The sequence below is a fragment of the Delftia sp. WSY_7 genome (genome assembly GCF_043104845.1).
GTDB lineage: Bacteria > Pseudomonadota > Gammaproteobacteria > Burkholderiales > Burkholderiaceae_C > Comamonas > Comamonas tsuruhatensis.
In genome coordinates, this window is sequence record NZ_JBICLB010000033.1 from 455,285 (window position 1) to 481,790 (window position 26,506).

Consider the following 26,506-nt stretch of genomic DNA (forward strand, 5'->3'; position numbering starts at 1 on the left):
GGGAGCTGTCCTCCCTGTCGGCATGCATGGCAGGCAGGTGCACCTGAAACAGGTGCAGCCATCAGACCGTCTGCGTGGCCTTGTCCGAGCTCAGCGCCGCGCCCAGGATGTTCTCGATCTTGGCCTTGAGCTCGGCGGATTTCTCGTCCTTGGGAAACTGTATGCCTATGCCCTGCGTGCGGTTGCCCGAGGCGCGTGCGGGCGTGATCCACGCCACGCGACCGGCCACGGGATAGCGCTGGGGCTCGTCGGGCAGGGTCAGCAGCACGTAGACATCATCGCCAAGACGGTACTCACGCTGCGTGGGCACGAAAACGCCCCCTTCGGCGAACATGGGAATGTAGGCGGCGTACAGCGCGGCCTTTTCCTTGATCGCCAGTTGCATCACGCTGGGACGGGGTGTGGAGGGTGCGGTGCTCATGGATGGTTTGCAGACATTGGTTCGGTGAGCGGCCGGCGCAATCGGCACCGGGCCCAGGGCCGTAGGTTAACAGGCCGGGCTTTCATGTGGCGAAAAGCGCCTGGCCATGTTCTCCCGTGCCCCGCCCTTCATGCCCGGCGCTGGCGGGCAGGCTGGCCGGACATGAGCACGCGCCGCGCCTCTGCGGCCAGGGCTTCTGCCATGAGGCCTGCGTTGAAGGGATGGTCGGCCGTGCGCGCGGCCTGGGCCAGGGTTCGCGACCATTCGGCCAGCAGGCCCATGTCCAGCGGCCGCGAAGGCAGGTCGGCCGGCGTGAAGTAGCGCGGCGCGGCGCCTGCGGCCAGCGCCATCAGGTCGTGGCAGATCTTTTGCAAGGCCTCCACGGCATGGGGCGGCGCGTAGGCGGCCAGGGCCGCCACATCGCCCTTGGCCAGCGCACGCGGCAGCTGTGACCACGACGCCATGTCGCTGCCGCCACCGCTTTGCGCCAATGCCAGTGCATCGCCGGGCCGCCCGCCTGCTGCGCGCAGCGCCACGGCGGCCGCTTCAGGGGGCACGCCCTGCGTGTCCAGCCAGGAAAGGGCCTCTTGCTGATCCGGCCAGGCCATGGTGTGGATCAGGCAACGGCTGCGAATGGTGGGCAGCAGCTGGTGCGATGCCTCGCTGGCGAGCACGAAACGCGCATCGCCTGGCGGCTCCTCCAGCGTCTTGAGCAGCGCATTGGCCGTGATGGCATTCATCTGCTCGGCCGGATAGACCAGCACGGCCTTGCCGCGCCCGCGCGCACTGGTGCGCTGGCAGAACTCCACGGCGTCGCGCATGGCCTCGACACGGATTTCCTTGCTGGGCTTGCGCTTCTTGTCGTCGATGTCGGCCTGGGCCTTCTCGGGCAGGGGCCAGCCCAGCGCCATCATCTGCACCTCAGGCATGAGCACGCACAGGTCGGCATGGGCGCGCACGTCGATGGCATGGCAGCTGCCGCAGTGGCCGCAGGCGCCCTGCGGCGACGGCGACTCGCACAGCCAGGCACGCACCAGTGACAGCGACAGCGCGTACTGCCCCAGGCCCGAAGGCCCCTGCAGCAGCCAGGCATGGCCGCGCTGTGCGAGCAGGCGTGTGCGCTGTTCGGCAATCCAGGAGGTGTCGGTCTCGGCCGGCTGTGGCAGGGCTTCGTTCATGCCGCACCTCCCTGGCCGCCGACCATGATGGCCAGCCAGCCCCGGCGCACCATGACCTGCGTGATCTGCTGCCAGACCGCATGCCGGCTGGCGTTGGAGTCGATGCGGGCAAAGCGCTGGGGCGCTGCTGCAGCGCGCGACGCATAGCCCTGGGCCACGCGGGCGAAGAAGCTGCCGGGTTCGGACTCGAAGCGGTCCGGCACGCGGGCCGAGGCCAGGCGCTCGGCGGCCACCTCGGCGGGCAGGTCGAACCAGAGCGTCAGGTGGGGCTCGCGCAGCAGATCGGGCTGGGGGGCGGTGCCCGTCTGCACCATGCGCTCCAGCGTGGCCAGCGGCTGCAGGTCGAAGCCACGGCCTGCGCCCTGGTAGGCAAAGGTGGCATCAGTGAAGCGGTCGCAGAGCACGACCTCACCGCGCGCCAACGCGGGCTCGATCACCTGCACCAGGTGGTCGCGTCGCGCGGCAAAGGCGATCAGCGCCTCGGTCAGCGGGTCCATGGCGTCGTGCAGCATCAGCGCGCGCAACTTTTCGGCCAGCGGCGTGCCGCCGGGCTCGCGCGTGAGCGTCACCGTGCGGCCCTGGTCACGGAAAGCCTGGGCCAGCGACGCGATGTGCGAGGACTTGCCGGCGCCATCGATGCCTTCGAAGCTGATGAACAGGCCGGCGGGAGTTGCAGTGGTCATATGGAAAGAGAGGATACGCAAGCGCTGCGCAGAGCGCAGCAGCCCTGGGGAATATCTCAGGGCTTTTGCTCAGGGCTTTTGCTGGCCGCGCTGGTAGCGGTTGACGGCGCGGTTGTGCTCGTCCAGCGAGGCACTGAAATGGCTGGTGCCGTCTCCGCGCGCCACGAAATACAGCGCCTTGGTCTGGCTGGGCTGCACGGCGGCCATGAGGGCGGCCTTGCCGGGCATGGCGATGGGCGTGGGCGGCAGGCCCGCGCGGGTGTAGGTGTTCCAGGGCGTGTCGGTCTGCAGGTCGCGGCGGCGCAGGTTGCCGTCGAATTTCTCGCCCAGGCCGTAGATCACGGTGGGATCAGTCTGCAGCAGCATGCCGATGCGCAGGCGGTTGGTGAACACGCCTGCGATCTGGGCACGGTCGGCCGCGCGGCCGGTTTCCTTCTCGACGATGCTGGCCAGGGCCAGGGCCTCGTCGGGGCTCTTGAGTGGCGTGTCGGCCGAGCGCAGCGCCCAGACATCGGCCAGGCGCCGGTCCATGGCATGCAGGGCCCGGCGCAGCACGGCCAGGTCGGAGCTGCCCTTGGCATAGGTATAGGTATCGGGGAAGAACCGGCCCTCCGGCGCCACCCCGGGACGGCCCAGGGCCTGCATCAGGGCCGCATCGTCCATGCCCGCGCTTTCCTGGCGCAGGAATTCCTCGCGAGCCAGGGCTGCGCGCACCTGGCGCCAGTTCCAGCCCTCGACCAGGGTCAGCGCCTTGAGCGATTCCTCGCCACGCGCGAGCTTTTGCAGCAGCACATAGGGGGTCAGACCCGTGGTCAGTTCATAGTTGCCGGCCTTGATCTGCCGGTCCTGGCCCGAGACGCGGAACCAGGCGTACAGCAGCCGCGCATCGGTCTGCACCCCGGCCTTGACCACTTCGCGGGCGACGCCGCGCGGCGTGGTGCCGGGTTCGACCTCCAGCTCCAGCGTGGGCTGGGACAGCGGCAGGGGCTGGTTCAGCCACCACCAGCCGGCACCGGCCAGCACGGCTGCCAGCACCAGCAGCATCATCAAAGCGCGAAAGATAAAGCGCACAACCTCGGTCCAAGCAAGCAATAGAGCGGCTGATCATAATTCAGCCATGACCCAGCCTTTACTGAACGGCATCGCCCCCGTTTCCCATCTCGGCGTGATACGCGCCCTCGGCGAAGACGCCGCCCCATTCCTGCATGGCCAACTGACCAACGACTTCGCGCTGCTCGATCTGCAGCATGCGCGTCTGGCGGCGTTCTGCACGGCCAAGGGCCGCATGCTGGCCAGCTTCATCGGCTTCAAGCGCAGCAAGGACGAGATCCTGCTGCTGTGCGACCGCAGCCTGCTGGCACCCACGCTCAAGCGCCTGTCCATGTTCGTGCTGCGCGCCAAGTGCAAGCTCAGCGACGCCACGGCCGAATTCACGCTCCACGGGCTGGCTGGCGATGCCGCCGTACAGGCCCTGGGCCCGGCAGCCGTGCCCTGGACCAAGACCGATGACGGCGACGCCAGCCTGATCGCCCTGTACCCGGCCGCCGGCCAGCCGCGCGCCCTGCGCGTGGCCCCTGTCGGTGCGCCCCTGCCCGAAGGCCCCGCACTCAGTGAGGCCGATTGGCTCTGGAGCGAAGTCGCCAGCGGCATCGCCACGCTGTCGACACCCGTGGTCGATGCCTTCGTGCCGCAGATGCTCAACTACGAATCGGTGGAAGGCGTGAACTTCAAGAAGGGCTGCTACCCGGGCCAGGAGGTGGTGGCCCGCAGCCAGTTCCGGGGCACGCTCAAGCGCCGCGCCTACATCGCCCATGCCCAGCAGCCGCTGGCAGCCGGCATGGAAGTCTTCACGCCCGAGGATCTGGAGCAGGCCACCGGCACCGTGGTCCAGGCCGCCCCGGCGCCCGGCGGGGGCTGGGACGCCATTGTCTCCATGCAGATCAGCTCGGCTGAGCAGCGCCTGCTGGCCCACGCCGCCCTGGGCGAGGGCCAGCGCGCCGATGCCGCGCAGGCCTTGGCGCTGCAACTCAAGCCCCTGCCCTACGCGTTGCGCGAGGACATTTGAGATTTGGGCCTTGCACCGCCTGAGCTGCCTGCAGCTCAGGCGGTGAGCACTTTCCTCATGGTGATGTGGGGAATGCCGGCCTCTTCATAGGGCTCGCCCTCGGGCGTGAAGCCCGCGCGCAGGTAGAACGACTCGGCATGGCGCTGCGCGTGCAGCACGACTTCGCGGTCGCCGCGCTGGCGGGAGGCCTCCACCAGGCTATCCAGCACGATGCGGCCCCAGCGGCCGCCGCGCACGCTGCGGTCCACGGCCATGCGGCCGATCCTGCCCGCGCCGGGGCTGTCGCTGACCAGGCGGCCGGTGGCAATGGGCTGGCCCAGGCCGTTGTAGACCACGGCGTGGCGGGCCACGGGGTCGAACTCGTCGATCTCGATCTCGCGCGGCACGCCCTGCTCGTGCACGAACACGGCCAGGCGCAGGCGCTCGGCGTCGCGGCCCAGGTCGTTCCAGCTGCCCGATGCCACGCGCACCACGCTCTGGCCTGCCTCATAGGCGGTGAGCACGTCGCGCAGCTGCTGCGGCACGGGCAGCGGCTGGCGCGTGGTGGCATCGGCGAACACATAGACCAGTTCCACGGTGTTGAGCAGTTCCATGCCCCGGAAGATGCCGGCCTCGAACAACAGCGAGGTATTGCCCTGCCTGGCACAGCGTATGCCCACATGCAGCACGTCGCCCAGCGTGGCCGATGCGTGGTAGGTGGTGGTGGCCTTCTTGACGAACAGCTCGCCGCCCAGGGCCGCGAAGGATGACTCATAGGGCATGCCCAGCTGGCGCCAGTAGTCGGTGACGGCCACGTCGGCGTACATCAGGTAGTGGGCGTTGAAGACGATCTTCTGGGCGTCCACTTCGGACCAGCGCACTTCGATGCGTTGCAGCGTGCGGAAATCTTGGCGTTGCATGGGTTTTTCTCTCCTGTTGTCTTGGGTGTCTTGGGTGCCCTGGCTCTCAGGCCGCGAAGGCGTCGGCCAAGGCGCGCGCCATGTCGGCATGTGCACGGCGCGCTTCGGCAATGGCGCGGCCCATCTTGACGAATTCATGGGTCACGCCCCGGTAGATCTCCAGATCCACGGGCACGCCCGACATGCGCAGCTTGTCGGCGTATTCCACGCCCTCGTCCACCAGCGGGTCGCATTCGGCCAGGCCTATCCAGGCCGGGGCCACGCCGTCCACGTCAGGCGCCAGCAGCGGGGCGAAGCGCCAGTCCTCGCGGTCGGCAGGGCTGTTGAGGTACTGGGCAAAGAACCAGGTGATGGCCGGCTCGTCAATGACCAGCCCGTGGGCGAAACGGCGGTGCGAGTCAGTGTCCTGGTGGGCCGTCGTGCCCGGGTAGATCAGCAGTTGCAGGGCCAGCTTCAGGCCTGCATCGCGCGCATGGATGGCGCAGGCTGCGGCCAGCGTGCCGCCCGCGCTGTCGCCGCCCACGGCCAGGCGTGCAGGGTCGGCGCCCAGCAAGGCGCCCTGCGAAGCCAGCCATTGCAGCGCATCCCAGGCGTCGTTGTGGGCCGTGGGGAATTTGTGCTCGGGCGCACGCCGGTAGTCCAGCGAGACCACCATGGCGCCCGAGAGGTGGGCCAACTGGCGGCACAGCACGTCGTGCGTGGCCACGCTGCCCACGGTGAAGCCGCCGCCATGCAGGTACAGCAGCATGGGCAGGCCAGAGGCCGGTGCCTGGGCACGCTCCTCAGGCGCATAGAGCCGAGCGGGCAGCAAGGCGCCATCGCGCGCGGGAATCTGCAGGTCCTCGACACGCGGCAGGACGGGCTTGGGAATTTCGAGCACGCCGGCGCCCGCCTCATAGGCGGCGCGCGCACCCTCGGCGCCCAGCTGGTGCATGGGCGTGCGTGCGGCGCGCTCCATGCGGCGCAGCACATCGCGCATCTGGTGGGTCAGGGACGCCGGCAGCGGCGTGGCGTGGGGGCGGGATTCGGGCTGGGGCACGTTCAGGAGCAAGTTCAGGGACAGGTTCGATCGGAGCCATCTGGCAAGGCACGGCAGGCGCCGCGCAGCAGGCATTGTGCCGCGAGCACAAGGCCCTGGCAGCCATGCGATGGCAGTGCACGCCCGTGCTGTCGCCCTCGTGACCGCGCAGGCGCCCTCTCAGGGTTTGCTTTGTTTGCAGTGCAGCACGCGCGGTCTAGATTCGGCGCACTCCCCCTGATCCCCACCACGGGCCGCAGCGGCCCGCAACGAGTCACCGACCATGGCTTTCATCAACTACGTCACCCAGATCCAGTTTGACTTCGGCGCCGTGCGCCTGTTGCGCCAGGAGTGCGAGCGCGTGGGCATCACGCGGCCGCTGATCGTCACCGACCAGGGCGTCAAGGCGGCCGGCGTGCTGCAAAAGGCGCTGGATGGGCTGGGCGACATGCCGCACGCAGTGTTCGACCAGACGCCCTCCAACCCCACCGAGGCCGCCGTGCGTGCGGCCGCTGCAATCTACCAGGAGCAGCGCTGCGACGGCCTGATCGCCGTGGGCGGCGGCAGCGCCATCGACTGCGCCAAGGGCGTGGCGATTGCGGCCACGCACGAAGGGCCGCTGTCGCACTACGCCACCATCGAGGGCGGCTCGCCGCGCATCACCGAGCGCGTGGCACCGCTGATTGCCGTGCCCACCACCAGCGGCACGGGCAGCGAGGTGGCGCGCGGCGCCATCATCATCGTGGACGACCACCGCAAGCTGGGCTTTCACAGCTGGCACCTGGTGCCGCGCGCCGCCATCTGCGATCCGGAACTGACCTACGGCCTGCCCGCCATGCTGACGGCCGCCACGGGCATGGACGCCATCGCCCACTGCATGGAAACCTTCATGGCAGCCGCCTTCAATCCGCCTGCCGACGGCATTGCGCTGGACGGCCTCACGCGCGGCTGGGCGCACATAGAACGCGCCACCCGCAATGGCCAGGACGCCGAGGCACGCCGCCAGCTGATGAGTGCCAGCATGCAGGGCGCCATGGCCTTCCAGAAGGGTCTGGGCTGCGTGCACAGCCTCAGCCACAGCCTGGGCGGCGTGAACCCGCGCCTGCACCACGGCACGCTCAACGCCATGTTCCTGCCCGCCGTGGTGCGCTTCAATGCCGAGGCCGAGAGCGTGCGCGCCGAACAGCGCCTGCAGCGAATGGCCCACGCCATGGGTCTGGCCTCGGGCAGCGACATTCCCGAAGCCATACGCGACATGAACGCCCGCCTGGGCCTGCCCACGGGCCTGGCCGCCATGGGCGTGGAGCGCGCCCAGTTCGCGGCCGTGATCGGCGGGGCGCTCAAGGACCATTGCCACGGCACCAATCCGCGCCTGGCCAGCGCCGACGACTACGAGCAGATGCTGGCCACCTCGCTGTGAGCCGCCGTAGCCGCTGTGAGCGGGCTCAGTGGCCGGGCGGTGACTGCTCCGGTGACTGGGCCGGTACAGACGCGGGAGCGGGAGCCGGCGCCGGCACTGCGCCGCTTTCCATCATGCGGCGCACTTCCACGGTCTGCATCAGCTGCTCGGCCATGACGGCCAGCAGCTCCAGATCTGCCGGCGAGACCTCGCGCGGTGCGTCGTCCATGATGCAGAAGCTGCCCAGCACCGCGCCGTGGCGGTTCCTGAGCGGCACGCCTGCGTAAAAGCGCAGCCGCATGGCCTGCAGTGCGGGGTTGCCGGCAAACCGGGGGTCGCGCGCTGCGTCGTGCACCACCAGGGGCTCGCCGCCGTGCACCACATACGAGCAGATGGACTGCCCGCGCGGCATCCCGGCCGATGCGGGGTCGCCCTGATCCGCCACCAGCAGGCTGCCGGGCGTGTGCACGCGGTCGGCATCGACCCATGAGACCTGGGCCCATTTCACGTCGAAGGCATTGGCGGCCTGCTGGGCTGCCTCGTGGTACAGCGGCGGCAGGCCGGGCCCGAGCACGCCGCTGTCGCGCAGCTGGCGCACGCGCTGCTCATCGTCATCGGGAATGGGCGCGGCCAGGCCCTGGCCTGCCGCGTCGGACAGGCGCAAGGCGTCCACCCACAACTGCAGCTCGCGCAGGCTGGACACGCAGGCGGCGGCGCCGCAGCGGCGCGCGAACTCGGGGTCGGACACCACGGCCGGCGCATTCCACAGCGCCAGCACCACGCGCAGATGCGGCCAGTGGCGGCGCACCCGCCGCATGATCTGGCGCGCCACGGTCTGGGGCTGGGCGCTGAAGACCGAGAGCACCAGCAATTGCGCCTCGGCAAGGGCCTGTGCGCCTGCATGGCCCTGCGGCAGGCCGCCGCCCTCGCCCTGCCCCAGCTGGCGCCATTGCGGATCGGCCGCCAGCGCCCAGTCCGAGCAGCTGACCACGTGGCCGCGCAGCGCCTCGCTGTGCGCCACCATGGCCGCTGCCAGGGCATCGACCTCCCAGCGCGCACCCACGCAATGGATGCGCAGGGCCCGCGAGGACAGGTCTGCGGGCGCGGGATGGCTTTCCCGCAGCTCCTCGACCAAGGCATCCATGCCGCTGGACAGGCGCAGCCGGTGCTCGGCCGTGGCCGACTCCAGGTGCTGCTGGGTGGCCAGGCGCAGCGCGGGGATCGCCACCTCGTCATAGAAGCCGGCCACTGCGGCCGAGCGTTCGTCCGCCGAGGCCCGCGCTGGCAGCCTTGCGTCCACCAGTTCATGCGCCAGCGTGACCGCATCTTCCACATCGTCGGCCAGCAGGCGCTGGTACAGCCGCTGGGCCGGACCCAGCACGGGGGAGCTGCCCAGCAGCACCTCCATGAACTGCAGCGCCGGTATGTAGCGGCCCAGCACCAGCAGGCAGACCGTGAGCGGCGTGGACAGGATCAGCCCTATCGGCCCCCACAGCGCCGTCCAGAAGGTCGCGGCCGCAATGATGGACAGCGTGGACAGGCCCGTGCTGCTGCCATACAGCCAGGGCTCGATGAGGTTGTTGCTGATCAGCTCCAGCGCCATGATCAGCCCCAGCGTCATCAGCAGCATCTGCCAGCCCGGATCCACCGCAAAGGCCAGCGCCAGCGGGAAGGCGGCAGAGATCATGGCGCCCACATAGGGAACGAACCGCATGATGGCCGCCAGCACCCCCCAGAGAATGGCGCCCGGCACGCCGATGAACCACAGCCCCGCCGCCATGGGCAGTCCATAGGTGATGTTGACCACGAACTGCATGCGCAGGTACTTGCCTATGCGCTGCGAGGCCTCGTCCAGCGCGTCGGTGGCCACATGCAGGTTGCCGCCCATCAGGCGCAGCAGCCGGTCGCGCAGGTCATCGCGGTCCAGCAGGATGAGGATCACGAACAGCAGCACGATGCCGGCCGTGGTCACGGGCTCGGCCACTCGGCCCAGCCACTGCAGCATGCGCGCCGTGGGCTTTTGCTCGGGCGACTGGATCTCCACCTTCTGCACGCGGGGCGTGGTGGCGCCGCGGGAGATCTCACGCTCCACCGTGTCATAGGTGCGCAGGGCGCCGTCCCAGGCGCTGGGCATGTTGGCATTCCTGCGCAGGCTGCGCAGCTTGTCGCGGATGGTGCTCTGGTAAGTGGGCAGGTCGGCGCTGAGCTGCTGTACCTGGCTGCCCAGATAGGTACCCATTCCGGCCAGCGTTGCCAGCGCCATGACCACCACCAGCAGCGTCGCCGCCATGCGCGGCAGGCCCCAGCGCCTGAGCCGGGAGACCGCAGGATCGAGCAAAAAACCGAACAGCAGCGCCAGGGCCAGCGGAATCAGCAGTCCCTGCCCGAAATACAGGCCCGCGATGATGATGCTGGCCACCAGCAGGCCGGTGAGCAGGCGCAGCGCAGGCACCATGTCGGCCAGCTGTGCCAGGCCCGGCAGGGCCGAACGCACGCTGCGTGCGAAAGCCGCGTCGGCAGCGGCCGCGTTGCCGGCCGCATCGGCTGCGGCGTTCTCAGCGCCTGGTTTTCTGGAAGGCGCTGGTGTGAGGTCGGGATGTGGATTCATGGGGGGACAGGCATCAGGGCTTGGATACGTGCGTGGATGCTGCCGCACTTGCGCCCATCGTGGGATTGCACAGCGCGCTGCGGGCCGGCCCTGTCAGCGGGCACCGCAATCGCTGGAACTCCGCCGCCGTCGCTGCCACAGCGCGCCAGCTCACCAGCGCACACGCACCACCGTGCCGCCGCCAGCACGCGGCGCCAGGTCCAGCGTAGCCCCTATGGCGTGGGCACGGCGGTGCATGCCTGCCAGGCCCATGCCCTGCGCCTCATCGGGTGTACGGGGCGGCAGGCCGCGGCCGTCGTCTTCCACGCGCAACTCCCAGCGCAGCTCGCGGCGCGCGCCGGGATGGGCGCCATTCGCCCGCGCAATACCCGGCTCCAGGGGCTGCAGCACCAGCCACAGCGTGCTGGCCTGTGCGTGCTGCAGCACATTGCTCACGGCCTCCTGGGTGATGGCAAGCAGGTGCTGGGACGACTGGCCTCGAGGAAGATCGGGCAGATCGGGCAGGCCCGGCTCGGACTGCGGATCGGCCACGCTCCAGCGGATCTGCATGCCACGGCGGTCCAGCACGGGCTGCAGCCGGTGGCGCAGGCGCGCCAGGCGCACGGGCAAGGCGTCCTCCACGGCGTCCATGGCGTCCACCAGCAGGCGCAGGTCCAGCAAGGCCTGCTCCAGCAACTCCTGCGCCTGGCGCTGCCGGGTTTCGCTCGGCTCCAGCAAGGCCATGGCATTCACCAGAAGGCCGCCCACGCCGTCGTGCAGATCGGCGGCAATGCGCCGGCGCTCGGCCTGCACCTCGCGCGAAGGCCGGGGGCTGCGCCTGCGCCGCCACAGCAGCAGCCTGCGCAGGCGCGAGGCACCCATCGCACACAGCAAGGCCGTCAAGACCAGCAGGGCCAGGCTGCACAGGCGAAGCCACAGCGGAGCCTGGTCGCCCTGCTGCCAAAGCCAGGCGCAAAGCGCCAGCATCTGCAGCAGGCCCAGTGCCAGGCAGACTGCCAATGCGCGAAGGGAGTCCTTCATGGCCATGCGGTGGGAAGCGGCGGTGGGGCGGGCCGCACGGGCCCCTGCGGCGCCAGCCAATCAGAACAGGCCGCGCAGCGATGCAAAGCGCACCGCCTGGGCGCGTGTGCGCACCTGCAGCTTGCGGTAGATGTTCTTGATGTGCGTGTTGACCGTCATGGCGCTGATCATCAGGCGCGAGCCGATCTCGGCGCTGGTGTAGCCGCTGGCGACCATGCGCAGCACCTCGCGCTCGCGGGTGGACAGGCGGTCCGCCTCGTCGGGCGAGCGGCGCTTGGGCTCGGCGCCCTGGGTCTTGTCGAAGCGCTGCAGCAACCTGCGCGCCAGGCTGGGAGTGACGGATGCGCCGCCATTGGCCACCTGCAGCACGGCCTGCGGGTAGTTGCCGAACCAGGAGTTCTTGACGAGGTAGCCCGTGGCACCCAGCTCGAAGGCGCGCAGCACCTGCTCGTCGTTTTCCATCACGGAGATGATGACGGCCTCGGCCGTGGGCCGCACGGTCTTCATCATGTCCAGCAGTTCGAAGCCCTCGCCATCGCCCAGGTTCAGGTCGACCAGCATCACGTCGAACTCGTGCTGGCGAATGGCCTTTCGACCCTCTCGGACACTTCCGGCCTGGGCCACGACCAGGGTGCGCGGGTCGTTCATGATTTCCTGGGCAATGACCATGCGGATGTGGGCATCGTCATCGACCAGCAGCACGCGCACGGGCTTGTCGGGCTGGCCGGCCAGATAGTCTGGCCACATGGCGGAACTCAGGCCCGTGCCCAGCATGGCCTGGGCGCGCGAGGAATCGGCGATCAGGGGACGGGCATCGGCGGGAACGTCGGATGGATTCATGCTGTTCTCCTCAAATGTCACGTCATGTATATGACGCAACCGATCACATACGCGCCTTTCACATTAAGAGAAATCGCCACCGATATCCACAATCTTTGACGAAGTTTGTGAAAGATTGCGTAGCTTGCAAATTAACACATTTGTGTGAGAAGCCGGGTCCGTACTTTCTTGATCACCTGACCGGCAGGCCTGTCGGGCCTGGCAGGCCATGCCCTTGCCGATGCCCGCCATCCTCCCCTTGATCCAGCCTCATGACAGCCCCCGGTTCAACGCCTTCCTCCTGCGCCTGCACCGAGCGTATGCAATTCGATACACCGGGTTGTCTGGATGGCCCCATGCCCGCCGGATCAACGGCCTGAAGCGAAGCTGCAACTGCAAATTTTCTGTCGTTACACCTTGAAACTACCCAACTCCATTCACCTCCCAATGCCGCTGCTTTAACGCGATGCAGCCCGCCAGCCAAAGGTTTGCACGGGTAAGTACCCGCCACGTGGATCAGCGCTCACGGCTACCCCGTACAAGAGATGGAACGGCAGGGGCACCCCAAGCACATTGGAGTCCAGACAACGAGCTGGGGTCCAGGGAGACAAGGCCGGAAACCTCCGCAAAGTGTCTGAAAAACGGGTGCTTACACACCTTTTCCTGGTAGTCCGATTCCTTATCAAGGAGCCATCATGAAATCGCTTGCAATTCTTTCCCTGAGCCTGATCGCAACAGCAGCCATGGCTGGCCCCATGGGCGGTGGCGGTGGCGGTGGTGGCGGCGGCGGCAGCAGCAGTTCCCAGATCGAAATCAACGGCCCCAGCGTTCAGGTCACCCTGCTGAACAGGAGCGGCGTGCTCAACGTAGCAACGGGCGGTGGCAAGGCCTCCCAGAACCTGGCCAGCAATGCAGGCAACGTCACCATCGACCGCAGTGGCAGCTCTCTGCAGGTCGTCGCTGCCACCGGCAGCGGCATCTTGAACAAGGCCGATGGCTACGCAGCAGTGGCCGTCAACAACCTGGCCTCCAACTATGGCGAAGTGGAAGTCAAGAACACTTCGATCCAGGTGGTGGCTGCCAAGAACTCGGGCATCGTCAACTATGCCGGTAACGGTTCCATGGCAGTACAGAACATCTCCAGCAACAACGGCTGCGTGACCTGCTACAACAACCACTGAGCCTGACTGCCGGACGAAGGACACTGCCGGACGGCCCCAGGCCTTCCGGCAGCACCTTCCCGGCGAATAGCCAGCTCACCGCACCAGGAGAGCCCACCATGCACACCGCCGCCCATCTCTGTTCGGCTGCCCTACTGGCCTGGCTCGCACTCGGAGCGCCCCCCCTTCATGCAGCAGCCCCCGGCGAAGATCCAGTGGTGCTCAGCAAGCCTGTCGACTATCTGAGACTGCCCACGGCCAAGCAGCAGACATCGTCGGGGCTGGACACCGTCACTGACATCCCCATCAACGTCAAGGCCAAGATCGCGCGCTACGAAGCCATGTCCATGACCAATGCTCCCGGCATCTCCACCGAGGCGAACGTGGTGACCACGACCACAACGAGCAGCACGGGCATGCAGCGCACCTGCACCCAGGACCTGGCCAGCAACACCAACGCCAGCGCGTTCAACCGCTACGGGCCACAGACCAAGGACCAGATCGTGGTCCTCAAGGGCGACCTGATCAACGTCTGCCGCTAGTGCGGCCAGGCGGCCCGCGACCCGGCCGCCTTTCATTTCCAAAACCCATTTCCGGTGCCGGTGCCCCTGGGCGCCAGTGCCCTGGCTCGCCGTTTTCCAGCAGAGGTCCATCATGCGCAACCGCCTTCCAACGCCAGGACTTCCCCGCCCCGATGCCGCGCTGCAGCCGGCATTCGGCGGACATGCGGACAACCGAGGGACTTTCCGCCAGCGATGGGCTGGCAGACAGGGCTGTATGCGGGTGGTGGCCTGCGCGGTATCGGCATCCATCGTGCTGCTGTCGGGTTGCGCGCCGCTGGATGCGCGCAAGGATTCCAAATACCTGGAAAAAGTCTATGCGGCCGACCGCCCGGTGGTGCGGCCGGTGCGCTCCATATCGAGCTTCTCCGATTCGCTGATGTGCATGGACAGGATGTTCCGCAACAGCCACATGCCCACGGTGCTGATCACCAGCAAGCAGTTGCCCGACTATTCGGGCCGCGTGGCCGTGGCCGCCAAGGAGATGGTGGTCACCGCCCTGTCCCAGATGTCGCGCGTCAGCAGCGCCTTCCGCTACGTGGACTATGAGGTGGACATCGCCCGCCAGGACACGGTGCAGAACCTCACCACCATCTTGCTCAACAACAACCAGATCCAGCTGCAGCGCCCGGCCCTGTATGTGTCGGGCGCCGTGTCCTTCATGGACCAGAACGTGCTGCGCAACAACGTGGACATAGGCACCAGCGCCTCGCGCCTGGAAACCGGCTACAGCGCCAACCGCAGCGGCGCCGTGCTGGGCATGGAGCTGCACCTGGGCGACTTCCGCACGCGCACCATCATTCCGGGCCTGGATTCGGCCAACGAAGTCGTCATCGGCAACGGCAGCCAGGGCCTTGACCTGTCGGGCCGTATCGGCAACTACGGCGTGCAGTTCAGCGTGGGCCGCGACTATGCCCAGGGCTCGGGCCCGGCCGTGCGCACCCTGGTCGAGCTGGGCATGATCGAGCTGCTGGGCAAATGGTCACGCCTGCCCTACTGGCAGTGCCTGACGCTGGACCAGACCCATCCCGACTTCCAGCGTCAGCTGCGCGACTGGTATGAGGAAGGCGAAGCCGGCATCCACCAGGAGCTGGTGCGCCAGTCGCTGATCAGCAAGGGCTATCTGCCGCCCGACGCACCGGCCTTCACCGCAGGCAACCCGCAGTGGCGCGAGGCCATAGGGCGCTTCCAGGCCGACAGCGGCATGGTGGTCAATGGCGTGGTGGACTTCAGCACCTACGAGCGCGCACTGCGAGACTTCGTGGCCGTCAGCGCCGATGGACACATGACGCGCATCGGCTGGAACACCAAGAGTGCGGCACCGGTCACCACCGCCTCCGAGAACGTGGCCGTGGCCACGGGTGACTACCGCTACGGCGCCCCCGCGCCCGACCGCAAGCTGGACCTGTGGGTGGAGAACATCACGCCCACGCGCACCTCCTTCGAGACGGGTGAGCAGCTGTTCCTGTCCACCACCGTGTCGCGCGCCTCCTACCTGTCGTGCTTCATGGCCGGTGCCGATGGAGAGGTCACCCGGCTGGTGCCCAACGATGTGAACCGCTCGGGCTGGATCACCGCCGCCCAATCCGTTCGCCTGCCAGACTGGATGAGTCCTAACCCCGGCTACGTCATCAACGCCGGGCCTCCCGGCAAGGAAGGCGTGGCCTGCTTCGCCACCGAGCAGAACATGACCGACAAGCTACCCACGCTGCTCCAGGGCAAGGCCTTCATCGCCATCCCGGGCATGCGCTCCCTGGAGGATGTCAACCAGTACATGGCCAACTCTCTGGGCGCCGACCAGTACACCGGCTCGGCCCGCTTCTGGCAGGTGGTTCCGGCCCAGGCCAAGCGCTGATGAGCGGTGCACGTCACAAGCCAAACAGAGGCAATTGCCATGCCCTCCAGCGCTCATGAATCCCCGCCACGGCGGCGCATCGGGCTGCGCCTGACCGCAAGGCTTGTGCTGCCCGGACTGCTGGTGGTGCTGCCAGGTCTGGCTCCCGCCGTACTGCCGCATGTGCAGGCGGCGGCCCGCTTCACGCCGGTCATGCCCATTCGGGTGGCGACGGCCAGCGTGTACGGTTCCCAGCCAGGCACCAGCAACATCACCTCGACCTCGGACACCGCCCAGCAACGGGCCCTGTCCCAGCTACGCAGCCGCGCCGAAGGCAAGGGCGTGAGCCTGGCCACGCAGCGCGAGGCGCAATGGGTGATGGGCCTGCTGGCACTGCATGGCATTGCCATGGCGCAGGACGGGCCGCAGGCCAGGCAATGGTTCGAGCGCGCGCAGCGCGCCGGCCATCCGCTGGCCAGCGCGGGACTGGCCTGGTGCGCCATGGACGGCTGCGGCCAGCCCCCCGATCCACCGGCTGCAAGGCCCTGGATCGCCCAGCTGGCCAAGACCGACCCGGCCCGCGCCCAGTACCTGGAATGGCTGCTGGCCCGGCGCCTGGCGCCGCTGTCCACGGCCGAGCCCGTGGGCGAGGCCTTGGCCGTGGCAGGCACGCCCGACCAGGAACTGCTGCAGCGCGCGGCACGTTCGGGCAGCCCTGGCGCCCAGCTGGAATGGGGCCTGGCCCTGCTCGCGCAGGACGAGCCCGAGGCAGCGCTGCGCCAGTTCCGCGCGGCAGCGGCGCGCTCATCCAGCGCCGCGACCAATGCACAGATGCTGGGCGAGCGCCTGCGGCCCGCAGGCCAGCTGGTGTCGGCGCAGGGCAGCTCCACGCCTGCAGCGCAGGGGCCGCAGGCCATGCAGCGCACGCCGCAGCTGAGTGGAGCGCCCAGCGAGCAGGACATCCAGGTGCGCCAGCCCGTCACGGCCCAGCAGCAATGGGAGCAGGCGCAGCGCTACCACCGCGGCGACGGCGTGCCGGCCAACTACACCGAGGCGCTGCGCCTGTACCAGCAGGCCGCTTCCCACGGCCATGTGGCATCGCGTCGCATGCTGGAGCTGATCTACTCGCGCCCCGCACCGGGCGGCGGCGTGGACATCGGATGGATGCAGCAGCTGGCGCGCATAGACCCCATGACCATGCAGCCCATGGCGCCCGTCAGCCCCGCGCCCTACCGGCGCGATCCCACGCCGCTGTTCGACATGGTGCCGGCGCCCTGGCACAGGCACTGAGGCAGGAGCGAGGCGCTACAGCACCACGTCCAGGCCGGTGTCGGCCATCCAGTCCACCGGGTCCTGGCGCAGGACCATGTCGATGTCCAGGCCCAGGGCCACGCCCACTTCGCCGGGAAAGCTCACGGCCAGGGCACGCTCGTCCCACTGCGCCTCGCGCGAGCGGGCGCGCCAGGCAGCGATGTGCAGCACGCAGGCCAGCGGATCGAAGCCCGGCTGGGCCAGCGGCGCGTACAGGTGCTGCAGCGCATCGGCCAGCAGCGGCGGAAGGTTCCAGCGGCGGGCCAGGCCCGCACTGACATGGCTGTATGTGTAGCCGCAAAGCCGCATTTCCAGCTCGGCGCGACGCGGGTCCAGCGGGCCGACCAGTTCGGTGATGGTGGCGGCGCGGCCGGGGTCGATCATGTGCATGGCCAGCTCCCCCAGGCCATGCATCAGCCCTGCGGCATAGGCCGCCGTGGGGCTGGCCTGCACGGTGCCGGCCAGCGCTCGCGCCACGCGGGCGGCTTCCACGCTGTAGCGCCAGAAGGCCGGCATGGCCATGCCCGGCACGGCATGGGCGCCCACGCCCAGCGGTATGCCCCGCACGATCTGGCGCAGCTGCGCGGGCGCCAGCAGGGCCAGCGCCTCGGGAATGCCGGTGACACGTCCCGCCATGCCGAACACCGGGCCGTTGGCCTGGGCCAGCAGCCCGGCGGCCAGCGCAGGATCGGCTGCGAAGAGCTGGCTCAGCCGGCGCAGGCTGGGCTGCTCGGGCACCAGCTCGCGCAGCAGCAAGGCCACGATGCGCGGCTGCGCCGGCAGGGCCAGGGCCTGTGCCAACAGCGTCTGCAGGTCCAGTGCATGCGCAGCCATCGCGTTTCCTGCCTTGCCGTGCGCGGGACTACTTGCGGGTCTGCAGCTTGGCGAAGGCCGAGGCCATGGCCGATTGCTGCACCGGCTCGGGCGCACGGCGCTGCCCGCCCTGGCTGCCGCGGCCTGCGCTCTCGAAGCGGTTGTCACGGGGGCCGTCGCGCCGCGCCGGTGCCGCATCCAGCTTCATGGTCAGGCTGATGCGCTTGCGCGCCACATCGACCTCCAGCACCTTGACCTTGACGATCTGGCCGGTCTTGACCACCTCGCGCGCGTCCTCGACGAACTTGTGGCTCATCTGGCTGACGTGGACCAGGCCGTCCTGGTGCACGCCCAGGTCCACGAAGGCGCCGAACTGGGCCACGTTGCTGACCGTGCCCTCCAGCGTCATGCCTTCCTTGAGGTCCTTGATGTCCTCCACCCCGTCATTGAAACGGGCCACGACGAAGTCCGGACGCGGATCGCGGCCGGGCTTTTCCAGCTCGCCCAGGATGTCCTTGACGGTGATGGCACCGAACTGCTCGCTCACGAACTGCTCGGCCTTCAGGCCCTTGAGCACTTCGGAGCGGCCCATGAGCTGGTCCACGCTCTTGCCCGTGGTGGCAATGATGCGTTCGACCACCGGGTAGGTTTCCGGGTGCACGCCCGTCATGTCCAGCGGATTGTCGCCGCCGCGGATGCGCAGAAAGCCCGCCGCCTGCTCGAAGGTCTTGGCGCCCAGGCCGGCCACGTCCATCAGCTGCTTGCGGCTCCTGAAGGAGCCGTTGGCATCGCGCCAGCGCACCACGGACTTGGCCACGCTGCCCGACAGGCCCGAGACGCGCGACAGCAGCGGCGCCGAGGCCGTGTTCAGGTCCACGCCCACGGAGTTCACGCAGTCCTCGACCACGGCGTCGAGCTGGCGCGCCAGCTCGCTCTGGTTCACGTCGTGCTGGTACTGGCCCACGCCAATGCTCTTGGGGTCGATCTTGACCAGCTCGGCCAGCGGGTCCTGCAGGCGGCGCGCAATGCTGGCGGCACCGCGCAGGCTCACGTCCACGTCGGGCATTTCCTGCGAGGCGAACTCGCTGGCGGAATACACAGAAGCGCCAGCCTCGCTGACCACGACCTTCTCGATCTGGCGGTCGGCCTTGCTGGCGATCTTGATCAGGTCGGCGGCCAGCTTGTCGGTTTCGCGGCTGGCAGTGCCGTTGCCGATGGCGATCAGGTTGATCTGGTGCTTTTCGACCAGGCGGGCCAGCACGGCCAGCGAGCCGTCCCAGTCGCGGCGCGGCTCGTGCGGGTAGATGGTGGTGGTGTCCACCAGCTTGCCCGTGCTGTCCACCACGGCCACCTTGACGCCCGTGCGGATGCCCGGGTCCAGGCCGATGACGGCGCGCTGCCCCGCAGGGGCGGCCAGCAGCAGGTCGCGCAGGTTGTCGCCAAAGACCTTGATGGCCACCTTCTCGGCGTCTTCGCGCAGGCGCGAGAACAGGTCGCGCTCGGTGGACAGGCTGAGCTTGACGCGCCAGGTCCAGGCCACGCACTTGCGGATCAGGTCGTCGCTGGCGCGCTTGGCGTGGCTCCAGCCCAGGTGCAGGGCAATCTTGCCTTCGGCCAGGCTGGGCTGGCCGGGCTCGGGCTCCACGGGCTGGACCAGCTTGGCCTCGAGGATTTCCAGCGCGCGGCCGCGGAACACCGCCAGCGCGCGGTGCGAAGGCACGCGGCCGATGGGCTCGTCGTATTCGAAATAGTCGCGGAACTTGGCGACCTCGGGGTCGTTCTCGTTCTTGGATTCGACCTTCTTGGAGCGCAGCAGGCCGTCTTCCCACAGCCATTCGCGCAGCTTCTGCACCAGGGCCGGGTCTTCGGCCCAGCGCTCCGACAGGATGTCGCGCACACCATCGAGCACGGCCAACGTGGTCGAGAAATCAGGGCCCGGCTTGCCGTCGTCCAGGGTGGTGGCCGGCTTGCAGAAGGCCTCGGCCTCCTTGTGCGGGTCCAGCGTGGGGTCGGCAAACAGCTTGTCGGCCAGCGGCTCGATGCCGAATTCCTTGGCGATCTGTCCCTTGGTGCGGCGCTTTTGCTTGAAGGGCAGGTAGATGTCCTCCAGCTCCTGCTTGGTGGGCGCATTGGCAATGGCCAGGCGCAGCGCGTCGGTCAGCTTGCCCTGCTCGTCGATGGCCTTGAGCACCGCGCCCCGGCGGTCCTCCAGCTCGCGCAGGTAGCCCAGGCGTTCGTCGAGCTGGCGCAGCTGGGCATCGTCCAGTCCGCCCGTGACTTCCTTGCGGTAGCGCGCGACGAACGGAACCGTGGCTCCGCCATCAAGCAATTCGACCGCGGCACCCACCTGCTGCGGCTTGACATTCAGTTCTGCGGCGATTTGGGCAATGATTTTTTGCATTCGAGAGGCGCCCCGTGGCGTGGAATCCGGAAAAGCGGCCAAGTGTGCCACACGCGATTCGGGCCGGGCCGCTCGCGGCCGACCCGCAAATGCAAGCATTTCTTGCAGGCCAATGAATTCAAGGGCTTGCAAAATCAATCCACTGCCTGCTTTTGCCGGGGCCCTGCGGCAGGCACCCTCTGCCACAATCACCAGCTTCGAATGCAAGACGATCTGTTCGGTTCTCCCCCACCATCGGCCCCTGCCCCGCCGCCCGCGCCTGCCGGCCGCACACCGGCACCGCGCAAGGCCGCCGGCGCCGTGCAGCTGGCGCCCCAGGCCCTGCAATGGCAGGCGCTGGCGGACCAGCTTGCGCAGGGCCTGCGCATGGGGGTCTCCACCTGGTCCTACCCGGGCTGGGAAGGCTTGATCTGGGATGGCGCCTATGACAAAAGCGTGCTGGCCAAGAAGGGGCTGGAGGCCTATGGCCGGCATCCGTTGATGCGAACGGTCTGCGTGGACCGCAGCTTCTGGAGGCCGTTGACGGCCAGCCAGTACCTGGCCTTCGCGGGCCAGGTGCCGGCCGATTTCCGCTTCGTGGTCAAGTGCCCATCCGTGGTTACCGACGCGCAGGTGCGTGACGAGGACGGCAAGGGCATGTCGCTGAACCCGGTGTTCCTTCAACCCGATCTGGCCGTCACCAGCTTCGTCGAGCCCACGCTCGAAGGGCTGGGCGAGCGGCTGGGCGTGCTGGTGTTCCAGCTCAGCCCGATGACCTGGGGCCTGCTCAGCCGCCCCACCGAACTGCTGGCGCGGCTGCAGGCCATGCTGGAGGCGGTGCGCGCGGCGCTGGCCGCCCATCCGCTGGGCGCGCAGATCATCGTGGCGGTGGAGGTGCGCGACCCGGATCTGCTGACGCCGCAGTTGGCCGACACCCTGCGCGCCAGTGGCGCCACCTTCTGCCTGGGACTGCACGGCAAGATGCCCCCCATCGAGGAGCAACTGGTTTTTCTGCGCGGGCTGTGGCCCACCCCGCTGGTCTGCCGCTGGAACCTGAACCGCGAGTTCGGTGCCTACGGCTATCCCGATGCGCAAAAGAAGCACGACCCCTTCGACGAGATCCGCACGCCCGATGCGCACACGCGCGCCATCCTCGCCAAGACCATCGATGGCATCACCAGCCGCGGGCTGCCCGCCTTCGTGACGGTGAGCAACGATGCAGAGGGCTGCGCGCCGCGCTCCATCGCGCTGCTGGCCGAGGCCGTGGTCCAGGCGGAGGCGGCCCGGGTTCAGCGCTTGCCGTAGGCGCGCTCCACGCGGGCCACGCGCAATTCATAGTGCTCGTACCAGGCGTCCTTGCCCAGTTGCTGGGCGACCAGGTGCTCGGCATCCTGCTTCCAGCGCGCGATGGATTCGGCCGTGGACCAGTAGGACACGGTGATGCCGAAACCGTCCTCGCCGCGCGTGCTTTCCGCACCCAGGAAACCCTGCTGCTGCGCGGCCAGGTCCACCATGCGCTGGGCCATGAGGCCGTAGCCATCATCGTCGTCCGGCGTTCTGCGCGACGAGAAGATGACGGCGTAGTAAGGCGGCTCGGGGGTGTTGGCAAAGGGGCTCATCGTGGTCGGGCGGCAAGTTCTGCGGGCCCGCAGAATACACCGCCCGCGCTCAGGAATTCGCCGGCTCAGAGGCGGACGGCGCCTGCACCTGCTCGCCGCCCAGCACCTTCCACAGCGTGACGCGGTTGAGCTGCTCGGACAGGCGCAGGCCGATCAGGGTCTGCTGGGCCGTGTAGAGGCTGCGCTGCGCATCCAGCACGGTGAGGTAGTTGTCCACGCCGGCCTTGAAGCGTGCCTCCGACAGGTCGAAGGCCTTCTGCGTGGCCGCGACCATGCTGGTCTGGGCGGCCAGGCGCTCGTCCCACTGCGCGCGGTCGGCCAGCACGTCGGCGGTCTCGCGGAAGGCCGTCTGCACGGCCTTCTCGTACTGGGCGATGGCGATGCGCTGGTTGGCCTCGGCCACCTGCACGCCCGCACGGTTGCGGCCACCGTCGAAGATGGGCAGGCGCACCAGGGGGATGAAGCTCCAGGTGCTGCTGCTGCTGCCGCCAAAGAGGCCATCGAGCTCGCGGCTGCCCGATCCCACGCTGGCCGTGAGGCTGATGGTGGGGAACATGGCTGCGCGGGCGGCGCCGATGTTGGCCTCCATGGCGCGCAGGTTGTTCTCGGCGGCCTGGATATCGGGGCGCACCAGCAGCACGCTGGAGGGCAGCGGTGAAGGCACGGGCTGCAGCGCCGCCGCAGGCTGGGCGCCGGCGCGCAGCGTGGCGGCGCCGGGCAGCAGGCTGTCGGGCAGCGGACCGCCCACCAGCAACTGCAGGGCGTTGCGGTCACGCTCCACCTGGGAGGTGAAGCTGGCCACGTCGCCGCGCGCCGTGTCCACCGTGGTCTGGTTCTGGGCCAGCACCAGGCCCGAAGTCGAACCTATCTCATGCATGCGCCGCGTCAGCTCGTAGGCCTTCTCGCGGCTGGCCAGGGTGTCGCGTGCCAGCTGCAGGCGGGCCTGGTCGGCGGCCAGCGTGAGCCAGGCGTTGGCCACGTCGGCCACCAGGCCGATCTGCACATTGCGCCGGTTCTGCTCGCTTTGCAGGAACTGCTGCAGCGCGGCCTCGCTGAGGTTGCGCACGCGGCCCCAGAGGTCGATCTCGTAGCTGGCAAAGCCCAGCTGGGCCGTGTACTGGGTGCTGACCGATGCCGATTGCGTGGCGCTGGTCATGCCGGCGGCCGTGCGCGCACGGCTGGCCTGGGCCTGGGCGTTGACGCTGGGCAGCAGGTCGGCGCGCGTGATGCCGTACTGGGCACGCGCGCGCTCGATGTTCTCCACCGCCACGCGCAGGTCGCGGTTGTTGGCCAGGGCCAGCGCAATGACCTCGCGCAGCTGCCGGGACTGCACCCAGTCCAGCGCGGCGGCCGCCTGCAGGCTGGCCTCGTCGGCCTGTGCCGGATTGGCTGCGGTGCTGCCCACCGTGTCGGGCACGGGCATGTCCGGCGTGCGGTGCTGCGGCGCAAGATTGCAGCCGGACAGCAGGGCCGCCAGCGCGGCCGCAGCGGCGAGGGTGGAACGGTGCATTCGGCGCCTCATGCTGCGCTCTCCTTGGTGGTATTGGTATGGGGTGAGTCGGTTGCCTGCTGCGGGCTTTCTTCATCCGTGCGCGAGTGGCTCTTGAACCAGCTGCGAATCAGCAGGAAGAACACCGGCACCAGGAAGATGCCCAGCACCGTGGAGGCCAGCATGCCGCCGAGCACGGCCGTGCCGATGGCATTGCGCCCGCCCGCGCCGGCACCCGTGCCGATGGCCAGCGGAATGACGCCGAAGCCGAAGGCCAGCGAGGTCATCAAAATGGGCCGCAGGCGCAGGCGCACGGCCGAGACCACGGCGTCGAAGATGCTCTTGCCCTGCTCCTGCAGCTGCACCGCAAATTCCACGATCAGGATGGCGTTCTTGGATGCCAGGCCCACCGTGGTCAGCAGGCCCACCTGGAAGTACACGTCATTGGTCAGCCCGCGCGTATAGGTGGCGGCCAGCGCGCCCACCACGCCCAGCGGCACGGCCAGCATCACGGACAGCGGCACGGTCCAGCTCTCGTACAGCGCCGCCAGGCACAGGAACACGAAGAGGATGGAGATGGCGTACAGCAGCGGCGCCTGCGCGCCCGACTGGCGCTCCTGCAGCGAGGCCCCCGTCCACTCGTAGCCTATGCCGGCCGGCAGCGTGCGCAGGATGTCCTCGACGATCTGCATGGCCGTGCCCGAGCTGACGCCCGGCGCGGCGCGGCCTTCCATTTCGTAGGCCGGGTTGCCGTTGTAGCGCATGAGCTGGGGCGAACCGTAGGCCCAATAGCTGCTGGAGAAGGCGCTGAACGGCACCATCTCGCCCTTGCCGTTGCGCACCGTCCATTTGGCGATGTCCTGGGGCAGCATGCGGTGCGGCGCATCGCCCTGGATGTAGACGCGCTTGACGCGCTCGTTGTTCAGGAAGTCGTTGACATAGGTGCCGCCCATGGCGCTGGACAGCACGCTGTTGATGTCGGTGTACGACAGGCCGAGCGCGGCGGCCTTGCGGTCGTCGATGTCCAGGCGCAGCTCGCTGGCGTCCTCCAGGTTGGTCATGCGCAGATTGGTGAGCTCGGGGCGCTTGCGGGCCTCGGTCAGGAATTTTTCCTTGGCCTGCAGCAGCGCCTGGTGGCCCAGGCCGTTCATGTCCTTGATCATGAAGTTGAAGCCCGAGCTGGAGCCCAGGCCGCGCACGGCCGGCGGCAGCATGACCAGCACGCGCGCATCGCGGATGGAGGCCAGCTCCCGGGTCGCCCGGTGCGCGATCTCGGAGGCCGACTGGCCCGGCAGCGGGCGCTCCTCCCAGGTCTTCAGCCGCACGAAGGCGCGTGCCGAGGCCTGGTCGCCGTTCAGGCCAGAGACCTGGTAGAAGCTCAGCACGTCGGGCTGCCTGGCAAAGTAGTCGCGCACCTCGTCGAGCACGCCCTGCAGCCGCGTGTCGGCCGCGCCCGAAGGCAGGTTGATGTTGACGAAGACAAAGCCCTGGTCCTCGTCGGGCAGGAAGGACGTGGGCAGGCGCGCCATCAGCAGCCAGACCACGCCGCAGACGGCCAGGAAGATCAGCATCATGCGCTTGGCGCGGCGCAGCGAGTACGCCACCGTGCCCTGGTAGCGCGCGGCCGTGGCATCGAAATGGTGGTTGAACCAGCGGAAGAACCGGTCGTTCACCCCCAGGATGCCGCTGCGGATCGGGCGGTCATGCCCTGCCCCGCCCGCTGCGGGCGGCTTGAGCAGGGTGGCGCACAGCGCCGGCGTGAGCGTCAGCGCCACGAACACCGACAGCGCCATGGCCGCGACGATGGTGATGGAGAACTGCCGGTAGATCACGCCCGTGGAGCCGCCGAAGAAGGCCATGGGCACGAACACGGCCGACAGCGTCACGCCGATGCCCACCAGGGCCGGCGTGATCTCGCGCATGGACTGGCGCGTGGCCTGCTTGGGCGACATGCCCGTCTCGTGCATCACGCGCTCGACGTTCTCCACCACGACGATGGCATCGTCCACCAGCAGGCCGATGGCCAGCACCATGGCGAACATGGTCAGCGTATTGATCGAGTACCCGGCCAGCGACAGCACGCCGAAGGTGCCCAGCAGCACCACGGGCACGGCGATGGCGGGGATCATCGTGGCGCGGAAGTTCTGCAGGAAGATGAACATCACGATGACCACGAGGATCATGGCCTCCCCCAGCGCGCTGACCACTTCCTTGATGGAGGCGCGCACGAAGGGCGTGGAGTCCGAGCTGACGAAGTAGTCGATCTCGTTGGGCAAGAAGGGCTTGAGCTCGGCCAGCTTGGCGGCGATGGTGTCGGCCACGTTCATGGCGTTGGCGCCATCGGCCAGCACGATGCCCATGCCCGCGCCCGGCAGGCCGTTGAGCTTGGCCTTGATGGCCAGGTTGTCGGCGCCCAGCTCCACGCGGGCCACGTCCTTCATGAGCACCACCGACCCGTCCACGGACGACTTCAGGACGATGTCCTCGAACTGCTCCACCGTCCTGAGCTTGGTGCGCGCCGTGATGGTGGCGTTCAGCTGCTGGTCCGCCACGGCGGGCAGCGCGCCCAGCTGGCCGGCCGAGACCTGGGCGTTCTGCGAGTTCAGCGCATTGACCAGGTCCGACGGCATCAGCGCGTACTTCTCCATCTTGGCCGGGTCCATCCAGATGCGCATCGCATAGTTGGTGCCGAAGACGTTGACATCGCCCACGCCGTCGAGGCGGCCGATCACGTCGACCAGGTTGCTGGTCAGGTAGTCGCCGATGTCGACCGCGGTCATGGCCGGGTCCTTGGAGAAGAAGCTGTAGATGACCAGGAAGTCCTGGCCGCCCTTGTTCACGAACACACCCCGGCTCTTGACGGCGTCGGGCAGGCGGTTCACGGCGGACTGCAGCTTGTTTTGCACCTGCACCTGGGCCACGTCGATGTTGGTGCCCGGCGCAAAGGTCAGCGTGGTGCGCGCGCGGCCCGAGGCGTCGGACGTGGAGCTCATGTAGAGCATGTTGTCGATGCCCTTGAGCTGCTGCTCGATGATCTGGGTCACCGAGTTCTCGACCGTCTCGGCCGAGGCGCCCGTGTACTGCGCGCCGATGGTCACGCGCGGCGGCGCGATGTCGGGGTATTGCTCCAGCGGCAGCGTGAAGATGGACAGCGCGCCGCCCAGCATGATGACGATGGCGATGACCCACGCGAAGATGGGCCGGTTGATGAAGAACTGAGCCATGTGACG

Annotated in this window: 21 protein-coding genes; 7 read left to right on the top strand and 14 right to left on the bottom strand. The window is 68.5% G+C overall.

Annotation, left to right across the window (positions count from 1 at the left end):
• Window positions 1–61 precede the first annotated feature (61 nt).
• From ACF8ME_RS14225 to mltG, 4 genes are all read right to left on the bottom strand, one after another.
• On the bottom strand, window positions 62–421 hold the full coding sequence (locus ACF8ME_RS14225) for a PilZ domain-containing protein (protein ID WP_016446819.1): 360 nt from the start codon (window positions 419–421) through the stop codon (window positions 62–64).
• A gap of 128 nt (window positions 422–549) precedes the next feature.
• The gene (locus ACF8ME_RS14230; protein WP_016446818.1) at window positions 550–1,599 is read right to left on the bottom strand and encodes a DNA polymerase III subunit delta'; all 1,050 of its coding nucleotides are present in this window, start codon (window positions 1,597–1,599) and stop codon (window positions 550–552) included.
• On the bottom strand, window positions 1,596–2,282 hold the full coding sequence (gene tmk / locus ACF8ME_RS14235) for a dTMP kinase (protein WP_016452861.1): 687 nt from the start codon (window positions 2,280–2,282) through the stop codon (window positions 1,596–1,598). Before tmk ends, ACF8ME_RS14230 begins: the two co-directional genes overlap by 4 nt.
• Before the next feature lie 69 nt (window positions 2,283–2,351).
• Window positions 2,352–3,353, bottom strand: coding sequence for an endolytic transglycosylase MltG (gene mltG, locus ACF8ME_RS14240; RefSeq protein ID WP_392417048.1), 1,002 nt, complete (start codon window positions 3,351–3,353; stop codon window positions 2,352–2,354).
• 46 nt (window positions 3,354–3,399) lie between these two features.
• Between mltG and ACF8ME_RS14245 the strand changes: the two genes are divergently transcribed.
• Entirely contained in the window at window positions 3,400–4,347 is a 948-nt protein-coding gene (locus tag ACF8ME_RS14245) for a YgfZ/GcvT domain-containing protein (protein WP_392417049.1), read from the top strand.
• Between the two features lie 35 nt (window positions 4,348–4,382).
• Here the strand turns inward: ACF8ME_RS14245 and ACF8ME_RS14250 are convergent, their stop codons facing one another.
• Window positions 4,383–5,246 (bottom strand): YbgC/FadM family acyl-CoA thioesterase, encoded by an 864-nt coding sequence (locus ACF8ME_RS14250; RefSeq protein WP_013802704.1) that lies wholly within the window; start codon window positions 5,244–5,246, stop codon window positions 4,383–4,385.
• Window positions 5,247–5,292: 46 nt separating this feature from the next.
• On the bottom strand, window positions 5,293–6,297 hold the full coding sequence (locus ACF8ME_RS14255; RefSeq protein WP_392417051.1) for an alpha/beta hydrolase: 1,005 nt from the start codon (window positions 6,295–6,297) through the stop codon (window positions 5,293–5,295).
• 250 nt (window positions 6,298–6,547) lie between these two features.
• On the opposite strand from ACF8ME_RS14255, the gene ACF8ME_RS14260 reads away from it, so the two are divergent.
• Window positions 6,548–7,684, top strand: coding sequence for an iron-containing alcohol dehydrogenase (locus tag ACF8ME_RS14260; RefSeq protein WP_016446813.1), 1,137 nt, complete (start codon window positions 6,548–6,550; stop codon window positions 7,682–7,684).
• 25 nt (window positions 7,685–7,709) lie between these two features.
• On the opposite strand, the gene ACF8ME_RS14265 is transcribed toward ACF8ME_RS14260, so the two are convergent.
• The 3 genes from ACF8ME_RS14265 to ACF8ME_RS14275 all read right to left on the bottom strand — a co-directional run bounded on the left by ACF8ME_RS14265 (window position 7,710) and on the right by ACF8ME_RS14275 (window position 12,131).
• Complete coding sequence (locus tag ACF8ME_RS14265; protein WP_392417053.1) at window positions 7,710–10,271, bottom strand: AI-2E family transporter; 2,562 nt, start codon at window positions 10,269–10,271, stop codon at window positions 7,710–7,712.
• 150 nt (window positions 10,272–10,421) lie between these two features.
• Window positions 10,422–11,291, bottom strand: a complete 870-nt coding sequence (locus ACF8ME_RS14270; protein ID WP_223275273.1) for a sensor histidine kinase — start codon at window positions 11,289–11,291, stop codon at window positions 10,422–10,424.
• 60 nt (window positions 11,292–11,351) lie between these two features.
• On the bottom strand, window positions 11,352–12,131 hold the full coding sequence (locus ACF8ME_RS14275; RefSeq protein ID WP_016446810.1) for a response regulator transcription factor: 780 nt from the start codon (window positions 12,129–12,131) through the stop codon (window positions 11,352–11,354).
• A gap of 674 nt (window positions 12,132–12,805) precedes the next feature.
• Here ACF8ME_RS14275 and ACF8ME_RS14280 point away from each other — a divergent pair.
• The 4 genes from ACF8ME_RS14280 (at window position 12,806) to ACF8ME_RS14295 (ending at window position 16,954) form a co-directional block, all read left to right on the top strand.
• Complete coding sequence (locus ACF8ME_RS14280) at window positions 12,806–13,291, top strand: hypothetical protein (protein WP_392417055.1); 486 nt, start codon at window positions 12,806–12,808, stop codon at window positions 13,289–13,291.
• Between the two features lie 197 nt (window positions 13,292–13,488).
• The gene (locus ACF8ME_RS14285; RefSeq protein ID WP_227472563.1) at window positions 13,489–13,812 is read left to right on the top strand and encodes a hypothetical protein; all 324 of its coding nucleotides are present in this window, start codon (window positions 13,489–13,491) and stop codon (window positions 13,810–13,812) included.
• 235 nt (window positions 13,813–14,047) lie between these two features.
• The gene (locus tag ACF8ME_RS14290; protein ID WP_043790348.1) at window positions 14,048–15,685 is read left to right on the top strand and encodes a DUF4384 domain-containing protein; all 1,638 of its coding nucleotides are present in this window, start codon (window positions 14,048–14,050) and stop codon (window positions 15,683–15,685) included.
• A gap of 39 nt (window positions 15,686–15,724) precedes the next feature.
• Window positions 15,725–16,954 (top strand): SEL1-like repeat protein, encoded by a 1,230-nt coding sequence (locus ACF8ME_RS14295; RefSeq protein WP_043790349.1) that lies wholly within the window; start codon window positions 15,725–15,727, stop codon window positions 16,952–16,954.
• A 15-nt stretch (window positions 16,955–16,969) separates the two neighbouring features.
• On the opposite strand, the gene ACF8ME_RS14300 is transcribed toward ACF8ME_RS14295, so the two are convergent.
• Together ACF8ME_RS14300 and ACF8ME_RS14305 are read right to left on the bottom strand one after the other, a co-directional pair.
• Window positions 16,970–17,809, bottom strand: coding sequence for an HDOD domain-containing protein (locus ACF8ME_RS14300; protein ID WP_016446805.1), 840 nt, complete (start codon window positions 17,807–17,809; stop codon window positions 16,970–16,972).
• Window positions 17,810–17,837: 28 nt separating this feature from the next.
• Window positions 17,838–20,189 (bottom strand): Tex family protein, encoded by a 2,352-nt coding sequence (locus tag ACF8ME_RS14305; protein ID WP_016446804.1) that lies wholly within the window; start codon window positions 20,187–20,189, stop codon window positions 17,838–17,840.
• Between the two features lie 201 nt (window positions 20,190–20,390).
• Between ACF8ME_RS14305 and ACF8ME_RS14310 the strand changes: the two genes are divergently transcribed.
• Window positions 20,391–21,473, top strand: a complete 1,083-nt coding sequence (locus ACF8ME_RS14310; protein ID WP_392417057.1) for a DUF72 domain-containing protein — start codon at window positions 20,391–20,393, stop codon at window positions 21,471–21,473.
• Here ACF8ME_RS14310 and ACF8ME_RS14315 read toward each other — a convergent pair.
• The 3 genes from ACF8ME_RS14315 to ACF8ME_RS14325 are packed head-to-tail and all read right to left on the bottom strand — an operon-like array spanning window position 21,458 to window position 26,500.
• On the bottom strand, window positions 21,458–21,787 hold the full coding sequence (locus ACF8ME_RS14315; RefSeq protein WP_016446802.1) for an antibiotic biosynthesis monooxygenase: 330 nt from the start codon (window positions 21,785–21,787) through the stop codon (window positions 21,458–21,460). The two genes, ACF8ME_RS14310 and ACF8ME_RS14315, sit on opposite strands and share 16 nt — an antisense overlap.
• 49 nt (window positions 21,788–21,836) lie before the next feature.
• Entirely contained in the window at window positions 21,837–23,297 is a 1,461-nt protein-coding gene (locus tag ACF8ME_RS14320) for an efflux transporter outer membrane subunit (protein ID WP_392417059.1), read from the bottom strand.
• Window positions 23,298–23,305: 8 nt separating this feature from the next.
• Window positions 23,306–26,500, bottom strand: a complete 3,195-nt coding sequence (locus ACF8ME_RS14325) for an efflux RND transporter permease subunit (protein ID WP_392417061.1) — start codon at window positions 26,498–26,500, stop codon at window positions 23,306–23,308.
• Window positions 26,501–26,506: the final 6 nt, after the last annotated feature.

What these genes read in the sequence shown, in the direction of transcription:
- ACF8ME_RS14245 (WP_392417049.1), top strand. Translation starts at nt 3,400, where the DNA reads ATGACCCAGCCTTTACTGAACGGCATCGCCCCCGTTTCCCATCTCGGC.
- ACF8ME_RS14310 (WP_392417057.1), top strand. Translation starts at nt 20,391, where the DNA reads ATGCAAGACGATCTGTTCGGTTCTCCCCCACCATCGGCCCCTGCCCCG.
- ACF8ME_RS14225 (WP_016446819.1), bottom strand. Translation starts at nt 421, where the DNA reads ATGAGCACCGCACCCTCCACACCCCGTCCCAGCGTGATGCAACTGGCG.
- ACF8ME_RS14325 (WP_392417061.1), bottom strand. Translation starts at nt 26,500, where the DNA reads ATGGCTCAGTTCTTCATCAACCGGCCCATCTTCGCGTGGGTCATCGCC.
- tmk (WP_016452861.1), bottom strand. Translation starts at nt 2,282, where the DNA reads ATGACCACTGCAACTCCCGCCGGCCTGTTCATCAGCTTCGAAGGCATC.
- ACF8ME_RS14305 (WP_016446804.1), bottom strand. Translation starts at nt 20,189, where the DNA reads ATGCAAAAAATCATTGCCCAAATCGCCGCAGAACTGAATGTCAAGCCG.
- ACF8ME_RS14270 (WP_223275273.1), bottom strand. Translation starts at nt 11,291, where the DNA reads ATGAAGGACTCCCTTCGCGCATTGGCAGTCTGCCTGGCACTGGGCCTG.
- ACF8ME_RS14315 (WP_016446802.1), bottom strand. Translation starts at nt 21,787, where the DNA reads ATGAGCCCCTTTGCCAACACCCCCGAGCCGCCTTACTACGCCGTCATC.
- ACF8ME_RS14280 (WP_392417055.1), top strand. Translation starts at nt 12,806, where the DNA reads ATGAAATCGCTTGCAATTCTTTCCCTGAGCCTGATCGCAACAGCAGCC.
- ACF8ME_RS14230 (WP_016446818.1), bottom strand. Translation starts at nt 1,599, where the DNA reads ATGAACGAAGCCCTGCCACAGCCGGCCGAGACCGACACCTCCTGGATT.
- ACF8ME_RS14295 (WP_043790349.1), top strand. Translation starts at nt 15,725, where the DNA reads ATGCCCTCCAGCGCTCATGAATCCCCGCCACGGCGGCGCATCGGGCTG.
- ACF8ME_RS14290 (WP_043790348.1), top strand. Translation starts at nt 14,048, where the DNA reads ATGCGGGTGGTGGCCTGCGCGGTATCGGCATCCATCGTGCTGCTGTCG.
- ACF8ME_RS14265 (WP_392417053.1), bottom strand. Translation starts at nt 10,271, where the DNA reads ATGAATCCACATCCCGACCTCACACCAGCGCCTTCCAGAAAACCAGGC.
- ACF8ME_RS14260 (WP_016446813.1), top strand. Translation starts at nt 6,548, where the DNA reads ATGGCTTTCATCAACTACGTCACCCAGATCCAGTTTGACTTCGGCGCC.
- ACF8ME_RS14320 (WP_392417059.1), bottom strand. Translation starts at nt 23,297, where the DNA reads ATGCACCGTTCCACCCTCGCCGCTGCGGCCGCGCTGGCGGCCCTGCTG.
- ACF8ME_RS14275 (WP_016446810.1), bottom strand. Translation starts at nt 12,131, where the DNA reads ATGAATCCATCCGACGTTCCCGCCGATGCCCGTCCCCTGATCGCCGAT.
- ACF8ME_RS14300 (WP_016446805.1), bottom strand. Translation starts at nt 17,809, where the DNA reads ATGGCTGCGCATGCACTGGACCTGCAGACGCTGTTGGCACAGGCCCTG.
- ACF8ME_RS14250 (WP_013802704.1), bottom strand. Translation starts at nt 5,246, where the DNA reads ATGCAACGCCAAGATTTCCGCACGCTGCAACGCATCGAAGTGCGCTGG.